Raw genomic sequence first — 22,429 nt, forward strand, 5'->3', positions numbered from 1 at the left:
CTTTCCCGAAGGAAAGGACACGTCCTTTTATAATAGCAATGTTGAACCATTAGGCTAGGCTAAATGATTAATCTTCTAGCTTAGGTTTACGGAATTTCATCAGGAATTCGTATACAACCGGTACGATAACGAGTGTCAGCAGCGTGGAGCTGATTAGACCGCCGATAACAGTAATACCGAGTCCTCTAGAAATGATCCCCGCACTACCTTCCAGTCCTGAAACGAGCGGCAAGAGTGCACCAATCGTCGCAAGAGCTGTCATCAGGATTGGACGTAGACGAGTAGCTCCAGCTTCAAGTAGCGCCTCACGCGTAGATAAGCCTTCGCGTTCTTTGTGAATGACGCGGTCGATCAGTACAATGGCATTCGTGACGACGATACCAATCAACATGAGCGCACCCATTAGAGAGGATACGTTCAATGTCTCTCCACCAATGAGTAGGCCGACGAGTGCACCAATGACTGTGAATGGCAGAGAGAACAGAATCGCAAACGGTGCGAGACCGCCACCAAAGGTAACGACGAGCACGAAGTATACGATAGCAATTGCGGCTGCCATAGCCAAAGCAAGCTGTGTAAAGGTATCGTTGATTTGTTCTGTGGTTCCACCGAAGGTAACTTCAACACCATCCGGTTTCTCCATATCCTTAATTTGTTTTTCAAGGTCAGTTGTAGCCTCACCTACGTTTGTAGAGATGATGCTACCTGTGATATTAACGACCATTTTACCGTCTGTACGTGTAATTGAGTCAGGGGAATTACCTTTTTCAACTTTGGCAACATCTTTAATTGGAACGCTTATGCCAAGTGGAGAGGTTATCGTTTCATTCTCGATCTCATCAATACTCTTGTAATCGGCGTTGTCTGTAACGATATATACTTTGTAATCTTTGTTGTCCACCGTGACATCGGTAAGTACCGGACGCTCACGGACTGGACTAAGTGTCATTGCGATTTGGCCAGCTGTAAGCCCAAGTTTGCTGAGTTTCTGCTGATCTGCAACAATCGTATATTGATCATATGATTTAGATAGGCTGGTCTTGGCTTTTTCAAAATGTGTAGTGTCCGCTTGAACCAACTTCAGAATTTTATCCGATACCGGTTTGATATCTTCTAGACTATTACCGAAGACACTGACGCTAAGTGAGCTTCCGCCCATGCCGCCTGTCATGTCCATCGTAGCCCATTCTCCTTGCTTGACTTGCTTCTTCAAGCCTTCAACCAAGTCCTTCTTCACATTCTCGAAATCCTTCGTATCTTTGTTGTATTCAATGTAGAAGAGGCCAGACTTGCTAGAACCTCCACCAAGTGGATTACCGCTACCACCAATGGAATACTGCATCTTGTCGATGTTATTCAAACTAAGAATATATTTCTCCGCTTCCAGTGCATGTTTCTCAACGGTTTCCATCGAGTCACCAGGATTTGGAGCGTATGTTACCATGACATACTTATCTTCTTGATCTGGCATGAAGCTAGTACCGATGAAAGGCGTTAAGAACAAGCTTCCTACTAGCAGTATCACGGCTGAACCGAAGGTAACCAGCTTATGTGACAAGGCCCAGTTCAAGATACGTTGATAGCCAAGGGCCATACGTCCTGGACGTTCGTGATCGTCTTGCTCGCGTTTCTTCTTCTTGATTCCTTTTTTGAATAAGGAATGTGCAAGCATCGGAACGAGCGTAATGGCAATAAGAAGTGAAGCGAGTAGTGCGAATACCATAGTTAGTGCGAACGGAAGGAACAGTTCGCCGACCATGCCGCTGACGAAAGCAAGCGGTAGGAATACTGCGATCGTAACGATGGTAGATGACATAATCGGTACGAACATTTCACGTGTCGCTTCACGAATCAGTTCGCGTCCGCGGAGCGGCTCAGTGCTGCTCGTGAGGCGCCGGTATATATTCTCAATGACGACAATGGAGTCATCGACTACACGCCCGATGGCGACGGTCATTGCACCTAGCGTCATGACGTTTAATGTTATATCCAGTCTCCATAGAATAAGCACCGCAATGAGTAGTGAGAGCGGGATGGATAGGATAGAGATCAAGGTTGAACGGATATTCCGTAGGAAGATCAGAATGATTATGACGGCGAATAAAGCACCAAACACTGCTTTTGTGAGCATGGTAGAAACGGAATCTTCAATTGGCTTACCTTGATCCAGAAGGATCGTAAGATTCATGCCTTTGAATTCGCTCTCCATTTGTTTGGCTTTATCCTTAACCGCATTCACGACATCTACCGTATTCGCATCGTTATCTTTAACAATTTGAATACCAATGGAAGCTTTGCCATTTGTACGGGAGACAGATTCCGCTTTACCAATCACTTGAATATTAGCGATATCGCTTAGCTTCACAGTTGGAATACCAACGGCACTAGCACCAGCACCCTGCGGAGAAGTACCTGCGGACGCAGTATCAGCACCAGCACCCTGCGGAGAAGTACCTGCGGACGCAGTACCAGCACCAGCACCCTGCGGAGAAGCACCTGAGCCTGCATTCATTCCTGCGTTAGGGGCAGCAGTGCCAGCACTGCTAGGAATTACAGGGATTGTTAGGTTCTTCAAGTCGTCGAGTGTTGAGATATTACCATCAATAACGACTGCTTTTTGCGACTGTTCCAACGTGAACAGGCCTAGCGGCACATGGACGGATGAGCCTTGAACGATACCTTTCACAGTATCTTCAGTAAGACCAAGCTCAGCCATCTTGGCTGCATTAAATTTAAGTGTTACTTCTTTAACATATTGCCCAGAAATAGAGACCGTGCTACGCCAGGGATTTTCTCTAAATCAGGCTTTACTTGGTTCTCAACATTTTTAGTCAATTGCTCAAGATCATCATTTTCTTCGGATGCACTAATCGATACAACCGGGAAAGAACTTAAGCTAAATTTAGATATGGTTGGCTTCTGAGCACCTTCGGGAAGCGTAACTTGATTAAGGGCTTCACGGACAGCAGCAGTTGCCTGATCCAAGTCGGTTCCATAGTCAAACTCCATAGCAATATTTGAGGCGTTCTCCATGGATGTAGAGTTTACGGTTTTTACACCATCTACATTGCGTAGACGTTGTTCTAGTGGAATCGTTACGTCTTGTACGACGCCTTCTGGAGCAGCGCCTGGATATACAGCCGTTACGCTCAGGAATGGAATGTTGATATTTGGCATCGTCTCTTGCTTCATAACTAGACCGCTGTAAATACCGGCGGCCGCGACAATGATAGTTAGAATCCAAATCGCAAACTTATTGTTCAGGGAGAAATTAATAATCGATTTCATTTGGCAGGTTTCTACTCCTCTCAATATATCTCTACAACAATCAAACGAATATAACGAATAACGGTCAGACCCGAGACACCAGATACAATTTGTTGATGTTTCGCAGTTCCTGATTCATTTCAGCAAGTTCAGTAATCTGTTCAAGATTATTCATCATGCCAGTCAGGATGCTTGACGCGGCTGCATATCGAGAAATTCTTTCTCCATAATTTGTAATGACTCCAGAGCGAGTTCGCGGTCTTGCTCTTCAAGTTCAATGAGCTTAAGCTTGTCTCGCATTTGCTTCATCACCGTTAAGGGATGGCGTGGTCCATCTGTATTCACCATATATTTCTCTATCCAGTGTGACCAGATATCTTGCGAAATAAGCGGTGCAGATTGTTTGGCGACCGTACTGCTGACGACTTCATCAATTAAAAAGATGAGATGTTCAGCCATCCGCCCAATATTCGGCTGCAAGCCTGGAATAAACATCATGCGGATATAGGAGCCTAGCATGCCTCCTACAAATAGAATAATATCCATAGTGTAGGGTTCAACTGAAGGTCCGTATAAGTTTTCTAGTTTGACCTTGAACCAGTTGAGGGCATGGATATGCTTTTCTCGCATGCAGTCCTGAGGGTCGTGTTGTTTAGGTCCACCATGATGATCTCGTAATTGCATCTGTAGAAATTCACGCAGCTCTACCAATCGGCTCAGCAGCGCTTCAATCTGTTTACGGAGTTGTTCTTTGGGAGTGAGAAGATGCTCCTGCTCCACCTGCATCACACTATCCCGGATCATGCCCTCACAGTACAAGTAGATGCTCTGTTCCAGCTCTTCCTTGGATTTAAAGTGCAAATACAGACTCCCTTTGGACATCCCGCAATACTCGGCAATTTCTTGCATTGAGGTTGCTGAGATTCCTTGGGTGGCAAAAAGTTGCAGAGCCGTCTTCAGTATTTGCTTCTTTCTGTCCGCCAGCTTCTCAGACAAATGAACGTTCACTCCTTTCTGAACACTTCGGTTCTCAATTTGACCGCGTAGTCAGAATGATTATATTACAAAGCCAATGCGGATTCAAATATGTCTTTTTTGTTAAAAAATAAAGATGTCCACCCTGACTCCGAATAGGGGAGGGTGACATCTTCTTGAGATTAGGATATGAGTTTAAGTCCGATCGCTGAACCTAGTATCATAGCGATGAATAGCAATCGCTTCGCTTCCTTGGGCTCTCCGAATACAAACATACCGAGTAGCGTACTACCGACCGTGCCGATGCCCGTCCATACAGCATAGGCTGTCCCCATCGATAGTGATTGCATGGCATAGGAGAGTAACGCGAAGCTTCCCGCAAAAGAAACGATCATCAACGCGTAATATATCCAGCCTTTTTTACGAGACGCACCATTAATTCCGACAACGCCAGTGACTTCACATAATCCTGCGATAATAATAGCTAACCATGCCATTAGTTCTTCGCCTCCGTTTCGTCCGTACTGCTTCCTTCAGCGGTCACCATTTTCAGCCCAATGACACCGGATAACAGTAACAGAATAAGGATCGTTTTGGACCAGCGGAAGGGTTCTCCGAACAGCAGCATTTCCGCAATCACAGTGCCCGCCGTACCCAGACCTGTGAAGACGGCATATACCGTTCCAATGGGCAGTTTCTTGGTCGCTTCAATTAGCAATATAAAACTTGTAATAATGGCAACTAGCGTAATCAGCCATTCCCAAATATGATCAGCATGCTTCAGCCCACTTACCCATACGACCTCAACAACGCCTCCAATAATGACAAATAACCAATGCTTATTCATAATGCGGAATCTCCCTTGCTGTTTATTGTGTAGTGATCTCCACATGCTGAATACCAGCCCAGTAAATAGGCCATGAGGCGTCAAGTCGTTTCTGCGAACGACCATGTTCCCCGTATACCATCTCGATCAGAATGCCATCGACCAGCGTCATAAAGGCAACGGCAGCTTCACGGGGGCGTGGTAAAGGAATAATCTTTGCGGTTGCAGCCTCCTCAAGCAGACGAGTCATCCGTCGCTCCATTTGTTCAAGGAAAGGATAGATGAGTTCCATCACTTCGTTATACAGAGAAGAAGGTGGGAAATAGGACATTCGAAGTAAAAAAGAGGTCTCTGCGTTCTGTGTATACTCTTCTTGCATGTATTGAAGAAGTCCCTTAAGACATATTTGTAAATCCAAATGTCGGTGACGAGCCACATAGCGTACAATCCGCCGCTGTTCTTCTTTCAGCGCATGTTTAAGGGCTTTGATAAACAAATCATCTTTACCTTTATAATGTGCGTAAATGGATGGTTTCTTAATGCCTGCCTCATCCGCAATATGTTGCAGCGAGGCTCCTTCATATCCATTTTGTGCAAAATGACGTAACGCTATATCGAGCAGTGTTTGTTTTGCATTCATGGTTAAGCCTCCTCATTTTCAGAACAAATTCACAATTACTACCTAACGTTCGTTAGTTATTATATTTTCAAAAATAAGGCTGTTTGTCAAGTAAAAGGGGAAACATGCAAGAGGTTAGGTAGTTTATCATTCACTCTAATTTTACAAAGGGTAGTTAGTTTCATCATGTTCATGTAAACTGTACATAATGGCCGCAGACCTGCGAATGAAGAAAAAAGCTGCGGTGATTTTTCAATGTAATGTTAAAGCGAGGGAATATATGAGAAGAGGATTGCAAGTTATACTAATTGGCGCGATACTAATCGCATTCTATTATTTCGGATTTGGGGTATTTGGTAAGACAGCGGGAACGATCGTCAGTATATTTTCCACGCTTACGGTCATTTCACTCGGATTTATTATCTTTATGGAAAATCGGAATCCGTCAACGACGATTTCATGGATTTTACTGCTCGCGCTGATGCCGGTGGTTGGACTCATTTTTTATTTTCTTTTTGGACAAAACTATTTCAAAAAGCGTAAATTCGATAAAAAGGCAGAGCAGGATTTCAAAACCTTCGATCGATACGCTATGCGAAGTATTCGTATGCATCAGGATTTATCCCATTTTAGCCCCAGTCAGCAGCAGTTGCTGCATTTGTCTCAAAGACTTGCGCGTACCCCAATTTCCTTCGCATCACATTCGAAGGTTCTCACGAATGGCAAAGAAACCTTTTCGACGCTGCTACAAGAGCTTGAAAAGGCCAAACACCACATACACATGGAGTACTACATTTATAGAGCCGATGACATCGGAACCCGTATTCAGCAAATTCTAATTGAGAAGGCCCGGGAAGGGCTTAAAGTTCGATTCATGTACGATGCTTGGGGCAGTATGCAGCTTCCGAAATCTTTTTTACAATCGATGATTGATGCTGGGATTCAGGTAACTGCCTATGGCAGCTCTAAAACGTTATTCTTCTCAAGTCGGGTTAATTACCGTAATCACCGTAAAATTGTCGTTATTGATGGAACCATCGGGTTCATTGGTGGATTAAACGTGGGCGATGAGTATCTGAGTCGCAGCGCTGCTTATGGCTTCTGGCGGGATACGCATATGGTTGTGAAAGGCGAAGCCGTTCGGACGCTACAAATTATATTCTTAAGAGACTGGCACTATATGACGAATGAGAAGATCCTTGAAGCGGAATATTTCTCCCCAGTGCAGGAAGAGCAAGGCACGGGCGGGGTACAGATTATTCCGAGCGGACCGGATAACGACCGGCGTGTGCTTAAGAATATCTTCTTCTCCATGATTACATCAGCTCAGAAATCGGTATGGCTTGCCACACCATATTTCATTCCAGATGAGGATATTCTGACCTCACTGCGTGTAGCTGCCATGTCAGGTTTAGATGTACGTATACTCTTTCCAGCAAAACCTGATAAGTGGCTTCCGTTTCTGGCTTCCCATTCCTACTTCCCGACTTTGCTGGAAGCCGGAGTGAAAATTTATGAATATGAGAAGGGCTTCTTGCATTCCAAGCTGCTTATTGTCGATGGCGAGATTGCTACAATCGGCACAGCTAATATGGATATGCGCAGCTTCCACCTTAATTTTGAAGTGAATGCGCTGCTGATTCATACCGAAAGTGTTCAGCGTATGGTATCCGATTTCGAACGTGACTTGAAGTATACGAAGCTGGTCAGCAAAGATCACTTAAATGACAAAAGGATATACGAACGATTCCTGGAATCCTTGGCTCGTTTGCTTTCACCTTTGCTCTAGCACAATGAAATTTGTTCTATATATTGTCCAAATTGATCTACCTCCAATTTGACTTTTGGGGGTAGAACTTTTATATTTGTGATAATGATTATCATTTATGATGGGCGGCTAATATAGATATTTTTCAAGTTATGGATGGATACTGATTGATAGGAGGAACCGAGAGATGACCCTTTTGCAAACGAATTCGCTGACGCTAAGTTACGGGGATACGGATATTATTAAAGATCTAACCCTTGACGTCCCTGCGGGTAAAATAACGGTGCTCATCGGTAGCAATGGTTGTGGTAAGTCAACGTTGCTACGTTCAATGGCACGCCTTCTTAAGCCTAAGAGTGGTAGTGTACTGCTCGACGGTAAAGAAATTCACCGCACGTCAACGAAAGAAGTTGCGCGAAATATGGCCATCTTACCACAGGGGCCAACAGCTCCTGAAGGACTTACGGTTCTTCAGTTGGTGAAGCAAGGACGTTATCCTCATCAATCCTGGCTTAAACAGTGGAGTGCGGAGGATGAGCGCCTTGTAAATGAGGCTCTATCGATGACAGGGCTTACGGATCTGATAGATCGCACGGTCGATTCATTATCGGGTGGACAGCGCCAGCGAGCATGGATCGCTATGACGCTCGCACAGAATACCGATTTGATTTTGCTTGATGAACCTACAACGTATCTAGATCTCAGTCATCAAATTGAAGTACTAGATTTACTTTACGATCTGAATCGTGAACAGGGTCGTACCATTGTAATGGTTCTCCATGACCTGAATTTGGCCTGCAGGTATGCGGATCATATGATTGCGGTGAAGAATCAAGGTGTTCATTCTGCCGGAGCCCCGGAAGATGTGCTAACACCAGATATGGTTAGAGAAGTATTCTGTATGGAATGCATGATTGCAGAGGACCCAATTTTTGGCACGCCAATGTGCGTCCCACATGGTAAGGGACGGATTTGCGGAGAACGCTGTCAGCTCAACAAAGTTTGCGATTATTAACGAACATATATAGCTTAATCTACCCATACAAAAGGCGCTCTGCATTAGCAGAGCGCCTTTTAATGTGGCGAATTGTTAGGATTAACCCACTAGGATGATGGTTAGAACGTTGTGAAACCAAGTAGCTTTTGAATACGGAACACAACATCCTTGAGCCAGGTACTCTTTTCCTGATAGGCAGTGAGATCAAGGGTGAACTGACCCCCTTTATTGTTCCAAAGGCGTTCGAAGTAGGTGTCCATTTCTTTGTTAAGTGGTTGACCGGCAGGAGATGATACCCACAAGTCGTTCTCAAGATTATAATCGTCAAGATTTCGCGAAGTGAAGTTGGTGGAACCACCCATGATGATGGAGTCACCTGTTTTTTTGGCAATATACATGAGCTTCGTATGGTACTGCTCCTGTGTTGTGTTATACCAGCGGACGGCAATGCGGCCATCGGAGCGACTCGTGAGCTCAGCAGCAACGGGACGATTGGGAATGCCAATCTTCTCCTGACCGAAAGCATTCTGATTCGGGTCAAGAATGAGGCGAATATTTACGCCACGATCTGCGGCATCTAGAAGAGCGCTCATCACTTTTTCATCAGCAATGTAGAACATGCCCATCCAAACGGTATCGCCATCTTGAGCTGCTTCAATCTCTTTCAATGCATATTTATATACCTTACCTTCGGTTAAGTAGCGGACCCCAATTGGACCCTCCTCCTTCGAAGCTTGGTTTGAGGAAGCACTAACCGGAGCCGTGTACTGGGGCAGTCGTGCACCGCCTGAGATATCTGAGGCTGCTTGTTCAGTAGCGAGAATGTCTTTAATGATCGGACCTTGGACCTCAAGTGCGGCGTTAGAATGATAAGCACTTGCATCATGCACATTGCCTGTGGAGATCAAAGCCGTATTCTCACTTGCTACGACTTTGCGATGGTTTGCTTTAACATTGATAAGCTTCTCGTAAGATCGAAGTGTCATTTTTGGGCCGTCACTGGCCATGAGATTGGGAAGCCAGCCCTTGCCGGATTGACCAAACCACTGGAAAAAGGTGCGCCAAACCGATGAATAGATCGGATTTGAATCACGTAATGGATCTACATCCGTGACAACGACCTGAATGCCAGCAGCTTTCATTTGCTCTAATAATGGATTTGATGAAGAACCATAATTGGTATTAACTTCATCCGTAATAAAAGTCATTTGCATGTTCGGAAATTGTTTCTTATGTTGAACCAGTTTATCCGTCATACCTTGACTAAGCTTTGGATAGGTTTGGTCCTTATGGGTATAGTCATTAAAAAGAAAGATGTCCATAACTAAGAATTGACGCGATTCATCAATAATTTGATTGATGCGATCATAAATTTGCTGCTCTGATACCACTTTGCCATTATCATTACGGTATGTAAGATCATGCCAGAATTTCACCTGTTTCACCTGATATAACGGACTCTCGTAGGAAATACCGGGAGGAAGAGGCTTATGTGTCTGATAAACAATAACCCCTGCAAGCCAAAGTAGAAGTAAGCTAAGTGCTGTCCATATGAGGCGCTTTCGGCGGAAATGCTTATATTTACCTTGACGCTTGGCATGGGTATGCTCGCCGTCAGATGGAATCTGGGGTTGTTTATCATCGGTTGAATGGGTATCTTTCACCTGTTCCATAGAGTTCCTCCTATGTAATCGTATTCGATACATCTTATGTATTCTATCCACCTATTAACGTCATACTCTTTGTTTTGACGCAAAGGTAATGTTCACATCTGTTTAAAAAAATACTGCATGGCGCTCAGAAAAAAGTGCCATACAGCAAATAAACGTTCAGTATTGCTATAATTACAGCCACAGTTCGGGATAAAATCCGTACCCATTTAGGCGCTACAAAGGGACCCATTTTGAGCTTGCTAGATGTAAATTTAACGAGTGGGAACACCGCGAAGGATAGCTGTAGAGATAGAATGACCTGACTGAAAATTAGGAGCTTCCCGGTATAGCCTTCGCCATAGACACCAATGACAATAATGGCTGGAATGATGGCAATGAGCCGAGTGATTAAGCGGCGAATCCAAGGCTTTAGCCGAATATTCAAGAAGCCTTCCATCACAATCTGCCCGGCAAGAGTGCCTGTGAGCGTGGAGTTCTGACCCGAAGCAAGCAGAGCTACGGCAAACAGGATGCTGGCGATTCCTGTACCAAGGAGCGGCGTCAGCAGCTTATGTGCATCTTGAATTTCAGCTACTTCCGTATGACCTGTAGAATTGAAGGCGGAAGCTGCCAAGATGAGAATGGCGGCGTTGACGAATAATGCAACCATAAGCGCAATGGTGGAGTCAAGCGTGGCGAAGCGGATAGCGGATTTCTTCTCTTTAACCGTTTCTCCATATTTGCGAGTCTGGACGATAGATGAGTGGAGATATAGATTATGTGGCATAACCGTTGCACCGAGCATTGCAAGTGCGATGTACAGCATTTCGGGGTTCTGCATGACACTCCAAGTAGGTATAAAACCTCCCATGACCTGACCAAGATCCGGCTTGGATAGGAATAATTCGACGCCGAAACAAAGAATAATGACCGCAATAAAAGAAATAACCAATACTTCGATTTGGCGGAAGCCTTTATTTTGCAGAAGAAGAACCAACATAACATCGAGGGACGTAACGAGAACACCCGCGATAAGCGGCATGCCGAACAATAGCTGTAGGGCAATGGCTGAGCCTATCACCTCTGCGAGGTCACATGCGGCAATAGCCAGCTCACACAGAACCCATAATCCCATGCTAACAGGTTTGCTGTAGTGATCTCGACAGGCTTGAGCCAAGTCACGTCCGGTGGCAATACCGAGTCGAGCTGAAAGGGATTGCAATAAGATAGCCATTACGTTTGAAATCATAATCACGAACAGTAAAGTATAACCGAACATCGATCCTCCAGCTAAATCAGAAGCCCAGTTCCCTGGGTCCATGTAGCCAACGGCGATGAGGTATCCCGGTCCGGCAAAAGCAAGCATTTTACGAAAGAAGTTACCTTTTAGCGGCACCTTTAAAGACTTATGAACTTCCGGTAGACTGGGAATGTTGCTTGGATTTCGCCAGCCTGGGTTAGAGGCATCAAGTCGAGCCTCTTCATTGGCATTCATGGGCAAGCACTCTCTTTCTATAAGGAAAATGTGTTTGCTACGGTCAACATAATGGGCGCTGGATAAGCTTCACCCTGTATATCCCATCATATCTATGGACAAACCCAAAGTTGCATGTACTACAAATAATTTCCTTAGGGAAATAAAGGACAACCAGCTCAAGAACGTTAGAGTGACAACATCTCATGCATTATGTATAATCAATGTGTTGAATTTGTATAATGTTAGACTAGACTTTAAATACCATTGGAATCATGGAAAAAGTGAGTGTGAATAGCGTGTACTCCATTAAACAAGTTGCCGATATGCTCGACATTCCAACGGTTACTCTGCGTGCTTGGGAGAATCGTTACAACGCCATTAACCCGATACGGACAGACGCCGGCTACCGAATGTATAGTATGGAGAATATTGAAGATTTGCGCTGGTTGAAGAAACAAGTTGAACATCATCATATGAATATATCTCAGGCTGTATTGATGCTGAAGGCGCGTGAGAAGGAAAAACAAGAGTTAATAACGGCTCCTAAGCAACAGGCTGGTGGAAATATAGAAGAAGCTTTTTCGAAGATGACAGATCAAATTTATCAGACGTTGTATCATTTTCAAGGTGAGCGTGCGAATGCATTAATTGATTTCGGTTTCTCGCTCTATGGATATGATTCGATGTTCTATCATGTATTGGTACCTGTTCTTGTAAGGGTAGGTGATGCATGGGAATCTGGACGAGCCACCGTGGCTCAAGAGCATTTCATGACCTCACTCATTTCACAGCGCTTCTTTCAGTTCTTTCATCTGTTCCCGATCTTCCCGCAGCTTCCGAAAGTAGTTGCCTTCTGTCCAGAAGGGGAACATCATCAAGTAGGCTTGATGTTATTTTCTTTATTTATGCGCAAAAATGGAGCTGAGGTTCTCTACCTTGGAGCCAGTACACCAGTAGAAGGCGTCATTCAAGTCATTGGCGAACAGCATGTACAAATTGTGTGCATATCGATTACAAGCGCATCAAAGGTTATACAAACGGACGCAATCGTGAGTCAAATTGCCAAGGAGCACGAACAAGTGCATTTTGTTCTTGGCGGTAAGGGATATGAAATGGCTGAGAATCCAGCTTATCCGCAGTGGATTATGAAGGAACCGACTGAGAAATGGCAGGAATGGTTAGAGAAACATCCATTATTCCGGCAACATGGATAAGCAATAATAAGTTACCAACAGCTCGCTAAACGATGTTTAGTGGGCTTTTTTATATGTAAAAAAATAGCGAACAGCGAATAATGTTCAGCATTTAGGAACAAACTGTTAAGCATTACCAATCATTAAGTTTACAAACGCGAATAATATTTGTATTATATTTGTATTACATTTGTATAGTATTTGTATAATGTTTGCGGATCGGTAATTACGGCCGTACTGATGCTGGAATGAGCATTCGGAAAGGTGAGTTGATATGGGACAGACAAAGGAACGCACAAGTGTTGCCGTGATCGGAGCAGGTCCTGGAGGACTTGCCGCCGCGATGTTGTTATCAGCTAAAGGTTATGAAGTTAATGTGTTTGAGAAACAGCCTGTCGTGGGTGGAAGATCTGGACAATTGCAGCTTGGTGATTACCGTTTCGACCGCGGAGCTACCTTCCTGATGATGCCGCAAATCTTAGAAGAACTGTTTGCTGCTGCAGGTCGATCATTGTACGAGGAAGTTGAAATGAAAGAATTGACACCGCTTTATGCGTTGAATTTTGGTGATGTTACCTTCACCCCATCAAGAGATGTGGAAGCTACCAGCGCTCAGATCGCGAAACTATTTCCAGGTAATGAAGAAGGATACCGCCGGTTTATGGCGGACGAAGAAGATAAATTTGAGCGTGTAATGCCGCTCTTGCGACGTCCTTTCCAAACACCGGGCGATTATATGAAAAAAGATGTCCTGCGTGCCCTTCCGCGTCTGCATGCAGCAGATACGGTGTATAACAGGTTGTCACGTTATTTTACAGATGAGAGACTCCGATTGTCATTTACATTTCAAGCTAAATATTTAGGGATGTCGCCATGGGAATGCCCAGGCACCTTTACTATTTTATCTTTTATAGAACATAAATATGGTCTCTATCATCCAACGGGCGGGGTGAATCAAGTCTTTACTGCGATGGCAAGAGTCATAGAACAACTTGGTGGCAATATACATACCTCATGTGGTGTGAAGCAGATTCTGACCAAGAATCGAAAAGCTACGGGCGTGCTGCTTGAGAATGGGGAGCAAATTGAGGCTGATCATATCTTTATTAATGCCGATTTTGGCACAGCGATGACCCAGTTATTCGAGCCGGGGTTGCTTCGTAAATATACACCGCAAAAGCTTGAGAAGAAGCGCTATTCACTTTCAACCGCCATGCTTTATTTAGGAGTGGACGGGCCTATTGATTTGCCGCATCATTCGGTATATTTTGCAGATGAATACCGCCGTAATGTGGATGAAATTACGAAACACAAAATTTGTTCGGCTGATCCGTCACTGTATGTGCATAATCCGTCGGTTATTGATCCGACACTTGCGCCGGCTGGAAAGTCATCGTTATATACACTGATGCCTGTACCCAACCTGACGGGGTCAACGGACTGGGTTAAGCAGCGGGAATCGATGCAAGAATTGATGATGAATCGGCTACAAAAGATCCCGGCATTATCTAATCTATCTTCCCGTATTGAAGAAGCAATGTTCTTCACCCCGTTAGACTGGCAGAATGAGCTGGATGTATATAAAGGAGCTACCTTTAATCTTGCTCATAATTTGGGGCAAATGATGGCGATGCGCCTCATAATCGCTTCGAGGAAGTGGATCATGTCTGGCTTGTAGGCGGAGGAACACATCCGGGCAGCGGTTTACCAACGATCTTCGAGTCAGCTCAGATAAGTGTGAAGCTGCTAGAGGAAGAGGAGTCTCGCCAGCGCAGTAAGAAACAGCACGTTAGCAGACCCTCTCGTTCGGGGCGAACCGTATGAGTAAGGTAGCGGTGATTGGTGGAGGCATTGGTGGGCTAACGGCAGCGCTGCTTCTCAGTAAACAAAGAGTAGAGGTTACATTATACGAACGTAGCACGAAGCTTGGTGGTCGTATCGCTTTTGAAGAGGAAGGTCCATACCGCATTGATCAGGGACCCACGATTGTGCTGCTGCCTGAAATGCTACACAGTATTCTAGAAGAAGCAGGAATTGCGCGTGAACGCATAGAGTTACTACGCTGCGATCCACTCTACCGTATTCATTATCGCAGTGGTAAGGTGCTGACCAAGCGAGCAGGCAGACAGGAGCAGTCTGCTGAGATTGAGAACGTATTTCCCGGTGAGAAGGGGATTTGACAGGTTCATGAAAGATATGGACCGGCTGTTTCCACCTGGGCAGGCTGGTTTTCTAGAGAAGCATTTCCAGCGTAAACAGGATTTTTGGAAGCCCAATCTGGTGTCACTTATGGCAAAGATGAGAGCGTACAAAAGTTTGCGCGGAGCGGTAGGGCACTATTTTACAAGTGATGAATTAAAGGATGCATACTCGCTGCAAAGCTTGTACATAGGTGGCGCTCCCTTCAAAACCCCCGGCATTTACAGCTTATTACCTTATGCAGAGCATGAGTATGGAGTGTGGATGCTGAAAGGTGGATACGGAAGGCTGCCTGAGATCCTTCGAGAAGAACTTGAAGACAGAGGCGTTAAGGTACATCTGAACACGGAGGTTACCTCCATCGAAATTGTACAAGGACGTGTAAAGGGATTGAAGGCAAATGGAAAACGGGAAGATTTTGATGCCGTTATCTATAATGGGGAGTTTCCGGGCTTGCCTGCTTTGCTGGAAGGGGTAACGATCCCATCACGTAAACCTTATGCACCATCATCTGGATGTGTATTGATATATGCAGGTGTAAAGAAACGTTGGACGGATGGCATGACTCATCAATTTTTCCTACCGGATAGCTTACACACTAGCTTGAAGGAGGTATTTGATAAACGGACGATTCCAGCCGATCCAGCGTTCTATATATTTAATCCTGTGTCGCTGGATGAGGCTGCTGCTCCGCCGGGAGAAAGCGTATTATATTTCCTTATTCCTGTACCGGATGCTAAAGGTGTGGATTGGGAAAGAGAAGCGCCTGCGCTCGCGGATTTAGTCTTAAAGGAAGCGGAAAAACGGGGATTCCCAGGGCTTCTAGAACATCTACGCTGGCAAAAAATTCGCACTCCGATGGATGCGGAGCGAGATGGTTTATATGGTGGAGGCAGCTTTGGCATCGCCCCTATTTTGTCACAGTCCGGTGTGTTTCGGCCTCAACCCAAGCCCTATGCAGCCATTTCGGGATTGTACGCAGCGGGAGCTTCGGTTCATCCCGGAGGCGGTGTACCTATCGTGATGCAAGGAGCCAAACTGGCTGTTGATCAGCTGATTAAGGAGATGAGCATATGAATGAAGACATATTAAAGCAATGTGAGGACATGATTGCGAAAGGTTCATCTTCTTTTTATCAGGCCTTTCAAGGTCTGCCAAGCCCCCGCCGTGAGGCGGTCTATGTCATTTATGCATTCTGCCGGATGATCGATGATAGTGTGGATGAACCGGATGAGTCTCCTTATTCAATTTATGAGCTGAGGCATTACTTCTCTAATCTGGATGATGCTAAGGGGCATTTTATATGGCCTGCGCTACGGTGGTTGTTCGCGAGCTTCCCGCAGCTCGATCCAGGCCCATTCCTTCGCCAGATGGAAGGACAGTTAACAGATCTCGTGCAAACGAGCTACAATACAATGGCTGAGTTGGAGCATTACTGCTACCTTGTAGCGGGGACTGTAGGAGAGATGCTTTTACCGGTGCTTCGCAATGAGAGTAATGCTGATGTGGTTGCATCCGGAATTGCCTTGGGTAAAGGCATGCAAATTGTAAATATCATTCGTGATGTCGGCGAGGACAGCAGACGAGGACGGCGCTACATTCCACTGGAACTTATGGTTCGTCATGGTTATACGGAGCATGCTTTGCTGCATGGGGAAGTGAATACGAGTTTTATCAGTATGATCCATGAGCTGAAACAGACTGCGATGATTTGGTTTGAAAAGGGTCTGGAAAATGTGCATAGCTATCCACCTTCAAGTGGCCTTGCGGTTGAGCTTGCGGCGGCATTTTATGGTTCTATACTGGAAGCAGTGGAGGAGAATCACTACGATGTATTCTCTCGTCGTGCAATCGTAAATGACGAGCGCAAACGCAGCATGTATCGAAATATTGCGACCAAATACGCAAGGGTGGGAGTGACGGAGGGGGTATTGTAATTCATGATGATTGTACATTTAATATTCTGGATTTGGTATTCGATTGGGGCTGTACTCCTGCTGTTCTTCGGTGTGCCAGAATCGCTTAATTTCTCTAATGGCCTATTTCTAGTATTTTATGGCTATATGCGCTGTTACTTAGTCGAAAGGCTTATCTATCTTCGGATGATATTTCAAGCCTCACAACCAACAGAAGACGGAATGATCGCATGCTTTGGGTCGCAGCCGCAGGTATTTGGCTTGGTGGTATGGGAGTAGAATGGATCGGAGTACATAGCGGCTGGCCTTTTGGCGTGTATCATTATTCCGATATTCTTGGTTTTGGTGTATATGAAGTGCCCGTTACGATGGGGTTTGCTTGGATCGCCGTCGTTTGCAACGCGGTACTTATCGGAAAGAACTCAAGCGATTGGCAAGGGCGTCTCATTAGGGCACTGAAGGTCGGATTCTGGACGGTGGTTCTTGATCTATGCTTAGATCCGGTTGCCTTTGATCGTAATTTCTGGGCATGGGAAGGTGAGGGCGGATTTTACGGTGTACCGCTCGATAACTATATCAGTTGGTTTATTATTGGTGCTTTGTTATCACTATTGCTTCCGAATTTACAGAACAATCGGAGGATCTCTAGACAGGGAACATTTCTGTATCAAATGATTTTACTGTTGTTTGGATCGATGGGATTTCAGGGAGGGCTGACGGGCAGTGGTATTGCCGCAGCTGTAGGGATTTTGCTTGCCGAAGGGAGTTACCGTTATGCTTACCGCCACCAAATCAAGGTCGTTTAACGCCATGTTTTCTTTATATAATAAATACTATTTGGTCGGTAGGCGTTTCAGGTCATTTAGCATTTCAGGTAAGGTAGATCCAGATCACTTACATAACCGGCCGATCCTGTACATGATGAACCACAGTTCATGGTGGGACGGTCTATTACTGTATATGGCAACACAGAAGCTTTCAAGTTATGAGCATTATGTCATGATGGAAGAACGTCAGCTTCAGAAATACGCTTTTTTTCGTAAGGTAGGAGCGTACTCTATTAATCGGGATAGTTCTGGGGATATACGTCAATCGCTTAGATATACCGCAGAACTTCTTGAAGCCGGACATCGGGCATGGATTTTTCCACAAGGAGAGATCAAGCACTTAGAATCTAGGCCAATCACGTTTAAACCTGGCATCGGCTTACTGCTTCGGCAATGTCCGAAAGCTGCAGTTGTTCCCGTAAGCCTCTATCACAGCCTCTATCAACATTCAAAACCTGATGTGACGATGTGCTTTGGATCGCCTATTACATTACCGTGGAGTGAAATGTCTACGCGCAGCATCACTTCGTCACTTCAGCAGTTGCTTAGTGACCAAGTCGATGCACACCGAGGCGAAATCATTGCATCGGAATCAGGTATTCCAGAAGGGTATCAAGGTCTGATGAAATGGGGCCGATCCACGAATGAATGGCTGGATGGGTTTAAACGTAAACGTAGTGAAATCCATTAGTGTTAGATAAAGTGTGGCCTAACGGCAAATCACAGCATTATTGCCTACAGATGCGGCACAGGTGAAACCAAGCCTCACCATACAAAGGGTGGTTCTTATGTTCATGACTCTGAAAATTATTATTGTGATACTTATCTGCCAACTAGGCTTTGCGATATGGAATGCAGCTATGCTACCTAAACTGGGTAACTATAAATATAAGCATAGGATTTCTGAGGACATCAAGCAGAGCGATCCTCATTCACTTCCAGAGGGAAGACCTTCAGTATCTGTGCTCATCCCAGCACGGAATGAAGCGTTGAACATCGAGGAATGTTTAACATCCGTGTTGAATAGTTACTCGGATGTTTTTTTTGAGGTGCTCGTGCTTGATGACCGATCTACGGATGAGACCGCTGACATTGTGAGGCGGGTACAAGCTAGTGATTCCCGCGTGAAATTACTTGAAGGAAAAGAGTTGCCACAAGGTTGGATAGGTAAATCGCATGCATGCTATCAACTGGCCCAAGAAGCCCAAGGCGTATGGTGGTTGTTCTTTGATGCGGATACACGTCTTGCTCCCGATGCACTGAGTGCGGCGATAAAGATGGCGAATAATCAGAAATCAGGACTTATTACGGGTTTCCCAAAGCAGGAGACGGGCACTTGGTTAGAGCGACTGGTTGTACCGATGATGATGTTCACGATTATTTGTCATCTACCTATCTTCATGGTGCAGAGGTCGAATGATCCAAGGTTTGTCGCAGCGCATGGAGCCTTCATGTTTATTCATCGTGATAGCTACATGGCGAGCGGGGGCCATGAGGGAATTAAAGCTGGACTTGTGGATGACATGGCACTGGCACGTGCTGTTAAGATCAGTGGACATCCAGTTACACTTGCTGATGTACATTATCATGTTTCCATGCGGATGTACCGAAATGCATCAGAGGTATGGAATGGCTACCGTAAAAATATCTACGAGGGCGTAGGCCGCAGTGGGTTCTTGCTAGGCGGTGTACTATTGCTGTACACCTTTTTGTATTTACTCCCCCCTATTTGCGCTGTTATTCTTTGCATATTGGGACATGGGGAGTTAGCGTTATGGGCAGGAGCGGCGACACTGCTCGGCATAGCCGTTAAGGCGGTATCGGATAAGAGCAGCGGGCAGCCAGGATGGATTTGTTTGCTACTTCCCGGTAGTATAGCTAGCCTCGTAGCGATTGCAATCAGTTCATGGAAGTCTGGTGTTTCCGGCAAAGGATATATATGGAAGGGCAGGCGGTATGGATGAAGCAACAGGCGATCGTCATCGGTGCAGGAATAGGTGGATTATCCTCTGCCATAACTCTTGCTTCTAAAGGCTGGAAGGTAACGGTTCTGGAGCGCCAGTCTACAGTAGGGGGCAAATTACAGCGAATTCAAAGTGAAGGCTATACATTTGATCGGGGACCAAGCACGATCACGATGATTCATGTCTTCAAGGAATTATTCGCGAAGGCTGGGGCTAATTTGGAGGATTATGTTGAACTGTACGAGCTTGAGCCAAGGACACGTAATGTCTTCGCAGACGGTTCTGTAGTCGATTTAACGCGGGATATTGAAAAAATGTGTGATCAAATAGCTACGTATAGTCCAACCGATGCATTAAAATATCCGCAGTTTATTCAAGAATCTGCTGAGTTATATCGTCTAGCTGAGAAAGAATTTCTGAATAGGCTACTGTTAAGCTGGAAAGATAAGGCGAGCGTTGGGATGCTGAGTAGCCTATTGCGTGTTAGACCTATGACGACTCTACAAAGTCTATTACGCCGCTATTTTCTGCATCCAAACACACTGGCTATGTTGGGTAGATATGCCACCTATGTCGGTTCCTCTCCCTTTCAGGCACCTTCAATATTTGCATGATGGGTCATGTGGAGGCACATGAAGGAATCTATGGGGTACGAGGTGGAACCTATTCGATTGTTGAAGGTATGGCTAAGCTTGCGAAGGAACGGGGAGTAGAGATTGTAACCGATACAGAAGTGAAGCGGATTGCGGTTAAACATGGACGAGTATCCGGTGTCGAGACAAGCGAACATTTTTATGAGTCATCGACTGTCATTGCGAATGGCGATGTTCTGAGTATTAACAAAATGCTCCTTCAAGAGGATGAGCGTCCATCGATGACTGATCGAAAAATAAATAACTATGAGCCTTCGTTATCTGGATTTGTGATATTGGCGGGGGTTCCCCGGTTATACAATCATTTGCTGCATCATACAGTATTTTACCCTGAGCATTATGCGGAGGAATTTCGTGATATTTTTGAATATAAACTAGCTCCGAAAGACCCTGCTCTATATATTTGTCATTCTGGTTATTCAGAGCCGGGTATGGCACCGCAGGGAGGAAGTAATCTATTTATATTGGCGAATGCGCCTTATCTCAGTCCGCTCGTGAATTGGGAAGGGGATAAGCAGAATTATGGTCAACACATCATCAATGCGCTAGAACATGTGGGAGTAAACGGTGTAGCGAATGCGGAAGTGCTAATGCATTATACGCCTCAGGATATTGCAAACGATACCCTTGCCCATAAAGGATCAATCTATGGCATTTCCTCGAACACGGTTCGGCAGACATTCATGCGGCCAGGTAATCGCAGCAGTGATATTGAAGGACTATGGTACGTAGGCGGGACAACACATCCTGGTGGAGGAACGCCGATTGTGACGTTGTCGGGGAGACTGGTAGGCGAATATATTGCTGAACATCGTGTATAATGAAAGGCTTGAAGATGCGATCTAATCCTTGAACTATAGATAAAGGGGAATGAACATGAACGAAAAGGAAACGGAAGCGGGCTCTCTCCTGCCAGAAGTGCCCACAGGGGAACGTAAAATCGAACATGTGCGCTTGTGTCTAGATGAAGAGGTGGGTAGTGGTATCACATCAGGCTTCGAACAATATCGATTTCGGCACAATGCGCTTCCGGAAACGGATTTCAATGCTATATCCCTGCAAACGGAATTTCTTGGTACAAGCGTACGCACACCGCTACTCATTAGCTCTATGACTGGCGGTAGTGCGGCAACGGGTGCGATTAATGCGCGGCTAGCTACTGCGGCTGAGCGGCGTGGTTGGGCCATCGGCGTAGGATCGATACGGGCCGCTGTGGAGAAGGAAGAACTTGCATCCACCTTTCATGTTCGGAATCAAGCTCCAAGTGTGCCTGTGATTGCTAATTTAGGTGCAGTGCAGCTTAACTATGGCTTCGCTACGGAATCCTGCAAACGGGCTGTCGATATTGCGGGTGCGGACATGTTAGTTCTGCATCTGAATGGGTTACAAGAAGTATTTCAGCCCGAGGGGAATACGAATTTTAGTGGATTGTTAACTCGCATTGAAACGGTATGTCGTGAACTAGATGTGCCCGTTGGCGTAAAAGAAGTCGGCTGGGGCATTGACGGGGAGACTGCAGAGCGGCTATACGGAGTAGGTGTAGCCTTTATTGACGTGGCTGGCGCAGGCGGAACGTCCTGGAGCCAAGTCGAGAAGTTCCGCAGCAAGGATGCGGTACGCCGCGCAGCGGCAGAAGCGTTCGCGGGGTGGGGGATTCCCACCGCGCAGTGCATTACTGAAGTGCGGGAGGTATCCCCGCACGGAGGGCTGATCGGCAGTGGCGGGCTCCAAGGCGGCGTGGACGCCGCCAAAGCGCTCGCGCTCGGGGCCGATCTTGTGGGCTTTGGCCGCAGCCTGCTGGGCGCGGCTGTGGCGTCCGAAGCAGAGCTGGACGCGAGCCTTGCGCGCGTCGAGCTGGAGCTGCGCACCGCGATGTTTGGCATCGGTGCGGCAGACGTGGCTGCGCTGCGAAGCACGCGCAGGCTTGTGCGAATATAAACGCTCTACTGGGCTGGAGCCAATTAAAAAGCAAACGATCACTCATAAAACCTAATTTCCGATCAGGAAAATGGGTTTTTATTGTTTTTATAACACTAATTTCAAGTAAAACGTAGCTTTTTTCAAATAATTATTTATGGATTTTTACAAAAAAAGCT

21 protein-coding genes and 1 pseudogene are annotated in these 22,429 nt (G+C 45.7%); 15 read left to right on the plus strand and 7 right to left on the minus strand.

What is annotated here, in order from left to right:
* Positions 1-67 precede the first annotated feature (67 nt).
* The 5 genes and pseudogenes from JCM16418_RS19415 to JCM16418_RS19435 form a co-directional block, all read right to left on the minus strand.
* Positions 68-3,288: pseudogene (locus JCM16418_RS19415) on the minus strand (efflux RND transporter permease subunit).
* 162 nt (positions 3,289-3,450) lie between these two features.
* Complete coding sequence (locus tag JCM16418_RS19420; protein ID WP_052020582.1) at positions 3,451-4,263, minus strand: TetR/AcrR family transcriptional regulator; 813 nt, start codon at positions 4,261-4,263, stop codon at positions 3,451-3,453.
* Positions 4,264-4,424: 161 nt separating this feature from the next.
* The gene (locus JCM16418_RS19425) at positions 4,425-4,739 is read right to left on the minus strand and encodes a DMT family transporter (RefSeq protein WP_036652351.1); all 315 of its coding nucleotides are present in this window, start codon (positions 4,737-4,739) and stop codon (positions 4,425-4,427) included.
* Complete coding sequence (locus JCM16418_RS19430; RefSeq protein ID WP_036652353.1) at positions 4,739-5,089, minus strand: DMT family transporter; 351 nt, start codon at positions 5,087-5,089, stop codon at positions 4,739-4,741. Before JCM16418_RS19430 ends, JCM16418_RS19425 begins: the two co-directional genes overlap by 1 nt.
* A 22-nt stretch (positions 5,090-5,111) precedes the next feature.
* On the minus strand, positions 5,112-5,708 hold the full coding sequence (locus tag JCM16418_RS19435) for a TetR/AcrR family transcriptional regulator (protein WP_036652355.1): 597 nt from the start codon (positions 5,706-5,708) through the stop codon (positions 5,112-5,114).
* Positions 5,709-5,967: 259 nt separating this feature from the next.
* Between JCM16418_RS19435 and cls the strand changes: the two genes are divergently transcribed.
* On the plus strand, positions 5,968-7,476 hold the full coding sequence (cls, locus tag JCM16418_RS19440) for a cardiolipin synthase (RefSeq protein WP_036652422.1): 1,509 nt from the start codon (positions 5,968-5,970) through the stop codon (positions 7,474-7,476).
* Positions 7,477-7,642: 166 nt separating this feature from the next.
* Entirely contained in the window at positions 7,643-8,470 is an 828-nt protein-coding gene (locus JCM16418_RS19445) for an ABC transporter ATP-binding protein (RefSeq protein WP_036652357.1), read from the plus strand.
* 101 nt (positions 8,471-8,571) lie between these two features.
* On the opposite strand, the gene JCM16418_RS19450 is transcribed toward JCM16418_RS19445, so the two are convergent.
* On the minus strand, positions 8,572-10,125 hold the full coding sequence (locus tag JCM16418_RS19450; RefSeq protein ID WP_081765516.1) for a phospholipase D family protein: 1,554 nt from the start codon (positions 10,123-10,125) through the stop codon (positions 8,572-8,574).
* Positions 10,126-10,249: 124 nt separating this feature from the next.
* Positions 10,250-11,599, minus strand: a complete 1,350-nt coding sequence (locus JCM16418_RS19455; protein ID WP_036652359.1) for an Nramp family divalent metal transporter — start codon at positions 11,597-11,599, stop codon at positions 10,250-10,252.
* Between the two features lie 254 nt (positions 11,600-11,853).
* On the opposite strand from JCM16418_RS19455, the gene JCM16418_RS19460 reads away from it, so the two are divergent.
* The 13 genes from JCM16418_RS19460 to fni all read left to right on the plus strand — a co-directional run bounded on the left by JCM16418_RS19460 (position 11,854) and on the right by fni (position 22,271).
* Positions 11,854-12,795 carry a MerR family transcriptional regulator gene (locus JCM16418_RS19460; RefSeq protein ID WP_242403917.1) on the plus strand — a complete coding sequence of 314 codons (942 nt, stop codon included), beginning with the start codon at positions 11,854-11,856 and terminating at the stop codon, positions 12,793-12,795.
* A gap of 253 nt (positions 12,796-13,048) precedes the next feature.
* Entirely contained in the window at positions 13,049-14,452 is a 1,404-nt protein-coding gene (locus JCM16418_RS19465; RefSeq protein WP_306304812.1) for a phytoene desaturase family protein, read from the plus strand.
* Positions 14,431-14,598 carry a hypothetical protein gene (locus tag JCM16418_RS26760; protein ID WP_306304813.1) on the plus strand — a complete coding sequence of 56 codons (168 nt, stop codon included), beginning with the start codon at positions 14,431-14,433 and terminating at the stop codon, positions 14,596-14,598. The genes JCM16418_RS19465 and JCM16418_RS26760 overlap by 22 nt, the downstream gene beginning before the upstream one ends.
* Positions 14,595-14,954: an FAD-dependent oxidoreductase gene (locus tag JCM16418_RS26095; RefSeq protein ID WP_242403918.1), complete on the plus strand. Its 360-nt coding sequence runs from the start codon at positions 14,595-14,597 to the stop codon at positions 14,952-14,954. Before JCM16418_RS26760 ends, JCM16418_RS26095 begins: the two co-directional genes overlap by 4 nt.
* Positions 14,955-14,961: 7 nt before the next feature.
* Positions 14,962-16,050 (plus strand): phytoene desaturase family protein, encoded by a 1,089-nt coding sequence (locus JCM16418_RS19470; RefSeq protein WP_242403919.1) that lies wholly within the window; start codon positions 14,962-14,964, stop codon positions 16,048-16,050.
* On the plus strand, positions 16,047-16,910 hold the full coding sequence (locus JCM16418_RS19475) for a phytoene/squalene synthase family protein (protein WP_036652360.1): 864 nt from the start codon (positions 16,047-16,049) through the stop codon (positions 16,908-16,910). Before JCM16418_RS19470 ends, JCM16418_RS19475 begins: the two co-directional genes overlap by 4 nt.
* Positions 16,911-16,913: 3 nt before the next feature.
* The gene (locus JCM16418_RS26100; protein ID WP_242403920.1) at positions 16,914-17,168 is read left to right on the plus strand and encodes a hypothetical protein; all 255 of its coding nucleotides are present in this window, start codon (positions 16,914-16,916) and stop codon (positions 17,166-17,168) included.
* Entirely contained in the window at positions 17,120-17,695 is a 576-nt protein-coding gene (locus JCM16418_RS19480) for a carotenoid biosynthesis protein (protein WP_242403921.1), read from the plus strand. The genes JCM16418_RS26100 and JCM16418_RS19480 overlap by 49 nt, the downstream gene beginning before the upstream one ends.
* Positions 17,664-18,407 (plus strand): lysophospholipid acyltransferase family protein, encoded by a 744-nt coding sequence (locus JCM16418_RS19485; RefSeq protein ID WP_036652362.1) that lies wholly within the window; start codon positions 17,664-17,666, stop codon positions 18,405-18,407. The genes JCM16418_RS19480 and JCM16418_RS19485 overlap by 32 nt, the downstream gene beginning before the upstream one ends.
* Positions 18,408-18,510: 103 nt before the next feature.
* Positions 18,511-19,680 carry a glycosyltransferase family 2 protein gene (locus JCM16418_RS19490; protein ID WP_242403922.1) on the plus strand — a complete coding sequence of 390 codons (1,170 nt, stop codon included), beginning with the start codon at positions 18,511-18,513 and terminating at the stop codon, positions 19,678-19,680.
* Entirely contained in the window at positions 19,677-20,294 is a 618-nt protein-coding gene (locus tag JCM16418_RS26765; protein ID WP_306304814.1) for a phytoene desaturase family protein, read from the plus strand. The genes JCM16418_RS19490 and JCM16418_RS26765 overlap by 4 nt, the downstream gene beginning before the upstream one ends.
* Complete coding sequence (locus tag JCM16418_RS26770; protein ID WP_306304815.1) at positions 20,291-21,154, plus strand: phytoene desaturase family protein; 864 nt, start codon at positions 20,291-20,293, stop codon at positions 21,152-21,154. Before JCM16418_RS26765 ends, JCM16418_RS26770 begins: the two co-directional genes overlap by 4 nt.
* 55 nt (positions 21,155-21,209) lie before the next feature.
* Positions 21,210-22,271 (plus strand): type 2 isopentenyl-diphosphate Delta-isomerase, encoded by a 1,062-nt coding sequence (gene fni, locus JCM16418_RS19500; RefSeq protein ID WP_148298872.1) that lies wholly within the window; start codon positions 21,210-21,212, stop codon positions 22,269-22,271.
* Positions 22,272-22,429: the final 158 nt, after the last annotated feature.

The sequence above is a fragment of the Paenibacillus pini JCM 16418 genome, assembly GCF_000576305.1.
In the GTDB taxonomy this organism is placed as follows: domain Bacteria; phylum Bacillota; class Bacilli; order Paenibacillales; family Paenibacillaceae; genus Paenibacillus_AQ; species Paenibacillus_AQ pini.

Coding starts and splice junctions, on each gene's coding strand:
- JCM16418_RS19470 (WP_242403919.1), top strand. CDS start 14,962: ATGAAAGATATGGACCGGCTGTTTCCACCTGGGCAGGCTGGTTTTCTA.
- cls (WP_036652422.1), top strand. CDS start 5,968: ATGAGAAGAGGATTGCAAGTTATACTAATTGGCGCGATACTAATCGCA.
- JCM16418_RS19455 (WP_036652359.1), bottom strand. CDS start 11,599: ATGAATGCCAATGAAGAGGCTCGACTTGATGCCTCTAACCCAGGCTGG.
- JCM16418_RS19490 (WP_242403922.1), top strand. CDS start 18,511: ATGACTCTGAAAATTATTATTGTGATACTTATCTGCCAACTAGGCTTT.
- JCM16418_RS19430 (WP_036652353.1), bottom strand. CDS start 5,089: ATGAATAAGCATTGGTTATTTGTCATTATTGGAGGCGTTGTTGAGGTC.
- JCM16418_RS26095 (WP_242403918.1), top strand. CDS start 14,595: ATGAGTAAGGTAGCGGTGATTGGTGGAGGCATTGGTGGGCTAACGGCA.
- JCM16418_RS19475 (WP_036652360.1), top strand. CDS start 16,047: ATGAATGAAGACATATTAAAGCAATGTGAGGACATGATTGCGAAAGGT.
- JCM16418_RS26765 (WP_306304814.1), top strand. CDS start 19,677: ATGAAGCAACAGGCGATCGTCATCGGTGCAGGAATAGGTGGATTATCC.
- JCM16418_RS19445 (WP_036652357.1), top strand. CDS start 7,643: ATGACCCTTTTGCAAACGAATTCGCTGACGCTAAGTTACGGGGATACG.
- fni (WP_148298872.1), top strand. CDS start 21,210: ATGAACGAAAAGGAAACGGAAGCGGGCTCTCTCCTGCCAGAAGTGCCC.
- JCM16418_RS19480 (WP_242403921.1), top strand. CDS start 17,120: ATGCTTTGGGTCGCAGCCGCAGGTATTTGGCTTGGTGGTATGGGAGTA.
- JCM16418_RS19465 (WP_306304812.1), top strand. CDS start 13,049: ATGGGACAGACAAAGGAACGCACAAGTGTTGCCGTGATCGGAGCAGGT.
- JCM16418_RS19425 (WP_036652351.1), bottom strand. CDS start 4,739: ATGGCATGGTTAGCTATTATTATCGCAGGATTATGTGAAGTCACTGGC.
- JCM16418_RS19485 (WP_036652362.1), top strand. CDS start 17,664: ATGCTTACCGCCACCAAATCAAGGTCGTTTAACGCCATGTTTTCTTTA.
- JCM16418_RS19460 (WP_242403917.1), top strand. CDS start 11,854: ATGGAAAAAGTGAGTGTGAATAGCGTGTACTCCATTAAACAAGTTGCC.
- JCM16418_RS19450 (WP_081765516.1), bottom strand. CDS start 10,125: ATGGAACAGGTGAAAGATACCCATTCAACCGATGATAAACAACCCCAG.
- JCM16418_RS26100 (WP_242403920.1), top strand. CDS start 16,914: ATGATGATTGTACATTTAATATTCTGGATTTGGTATTCGATTGGGGCT.
- JCM16418_RS26770 (WP_306304815.1), top strand. CDS start 20,291: ATGATGGGTCATGTGGAGGCACATGAAGGAATCTATGGGGTACGAGGT.
- JCM16418_RS19435 (WP_036652355.1), bottom strand. CDS start 5,708: ATGAATGCAAAACAAACACTGCTCGATATAGCGTTACGTCATTTTGCA.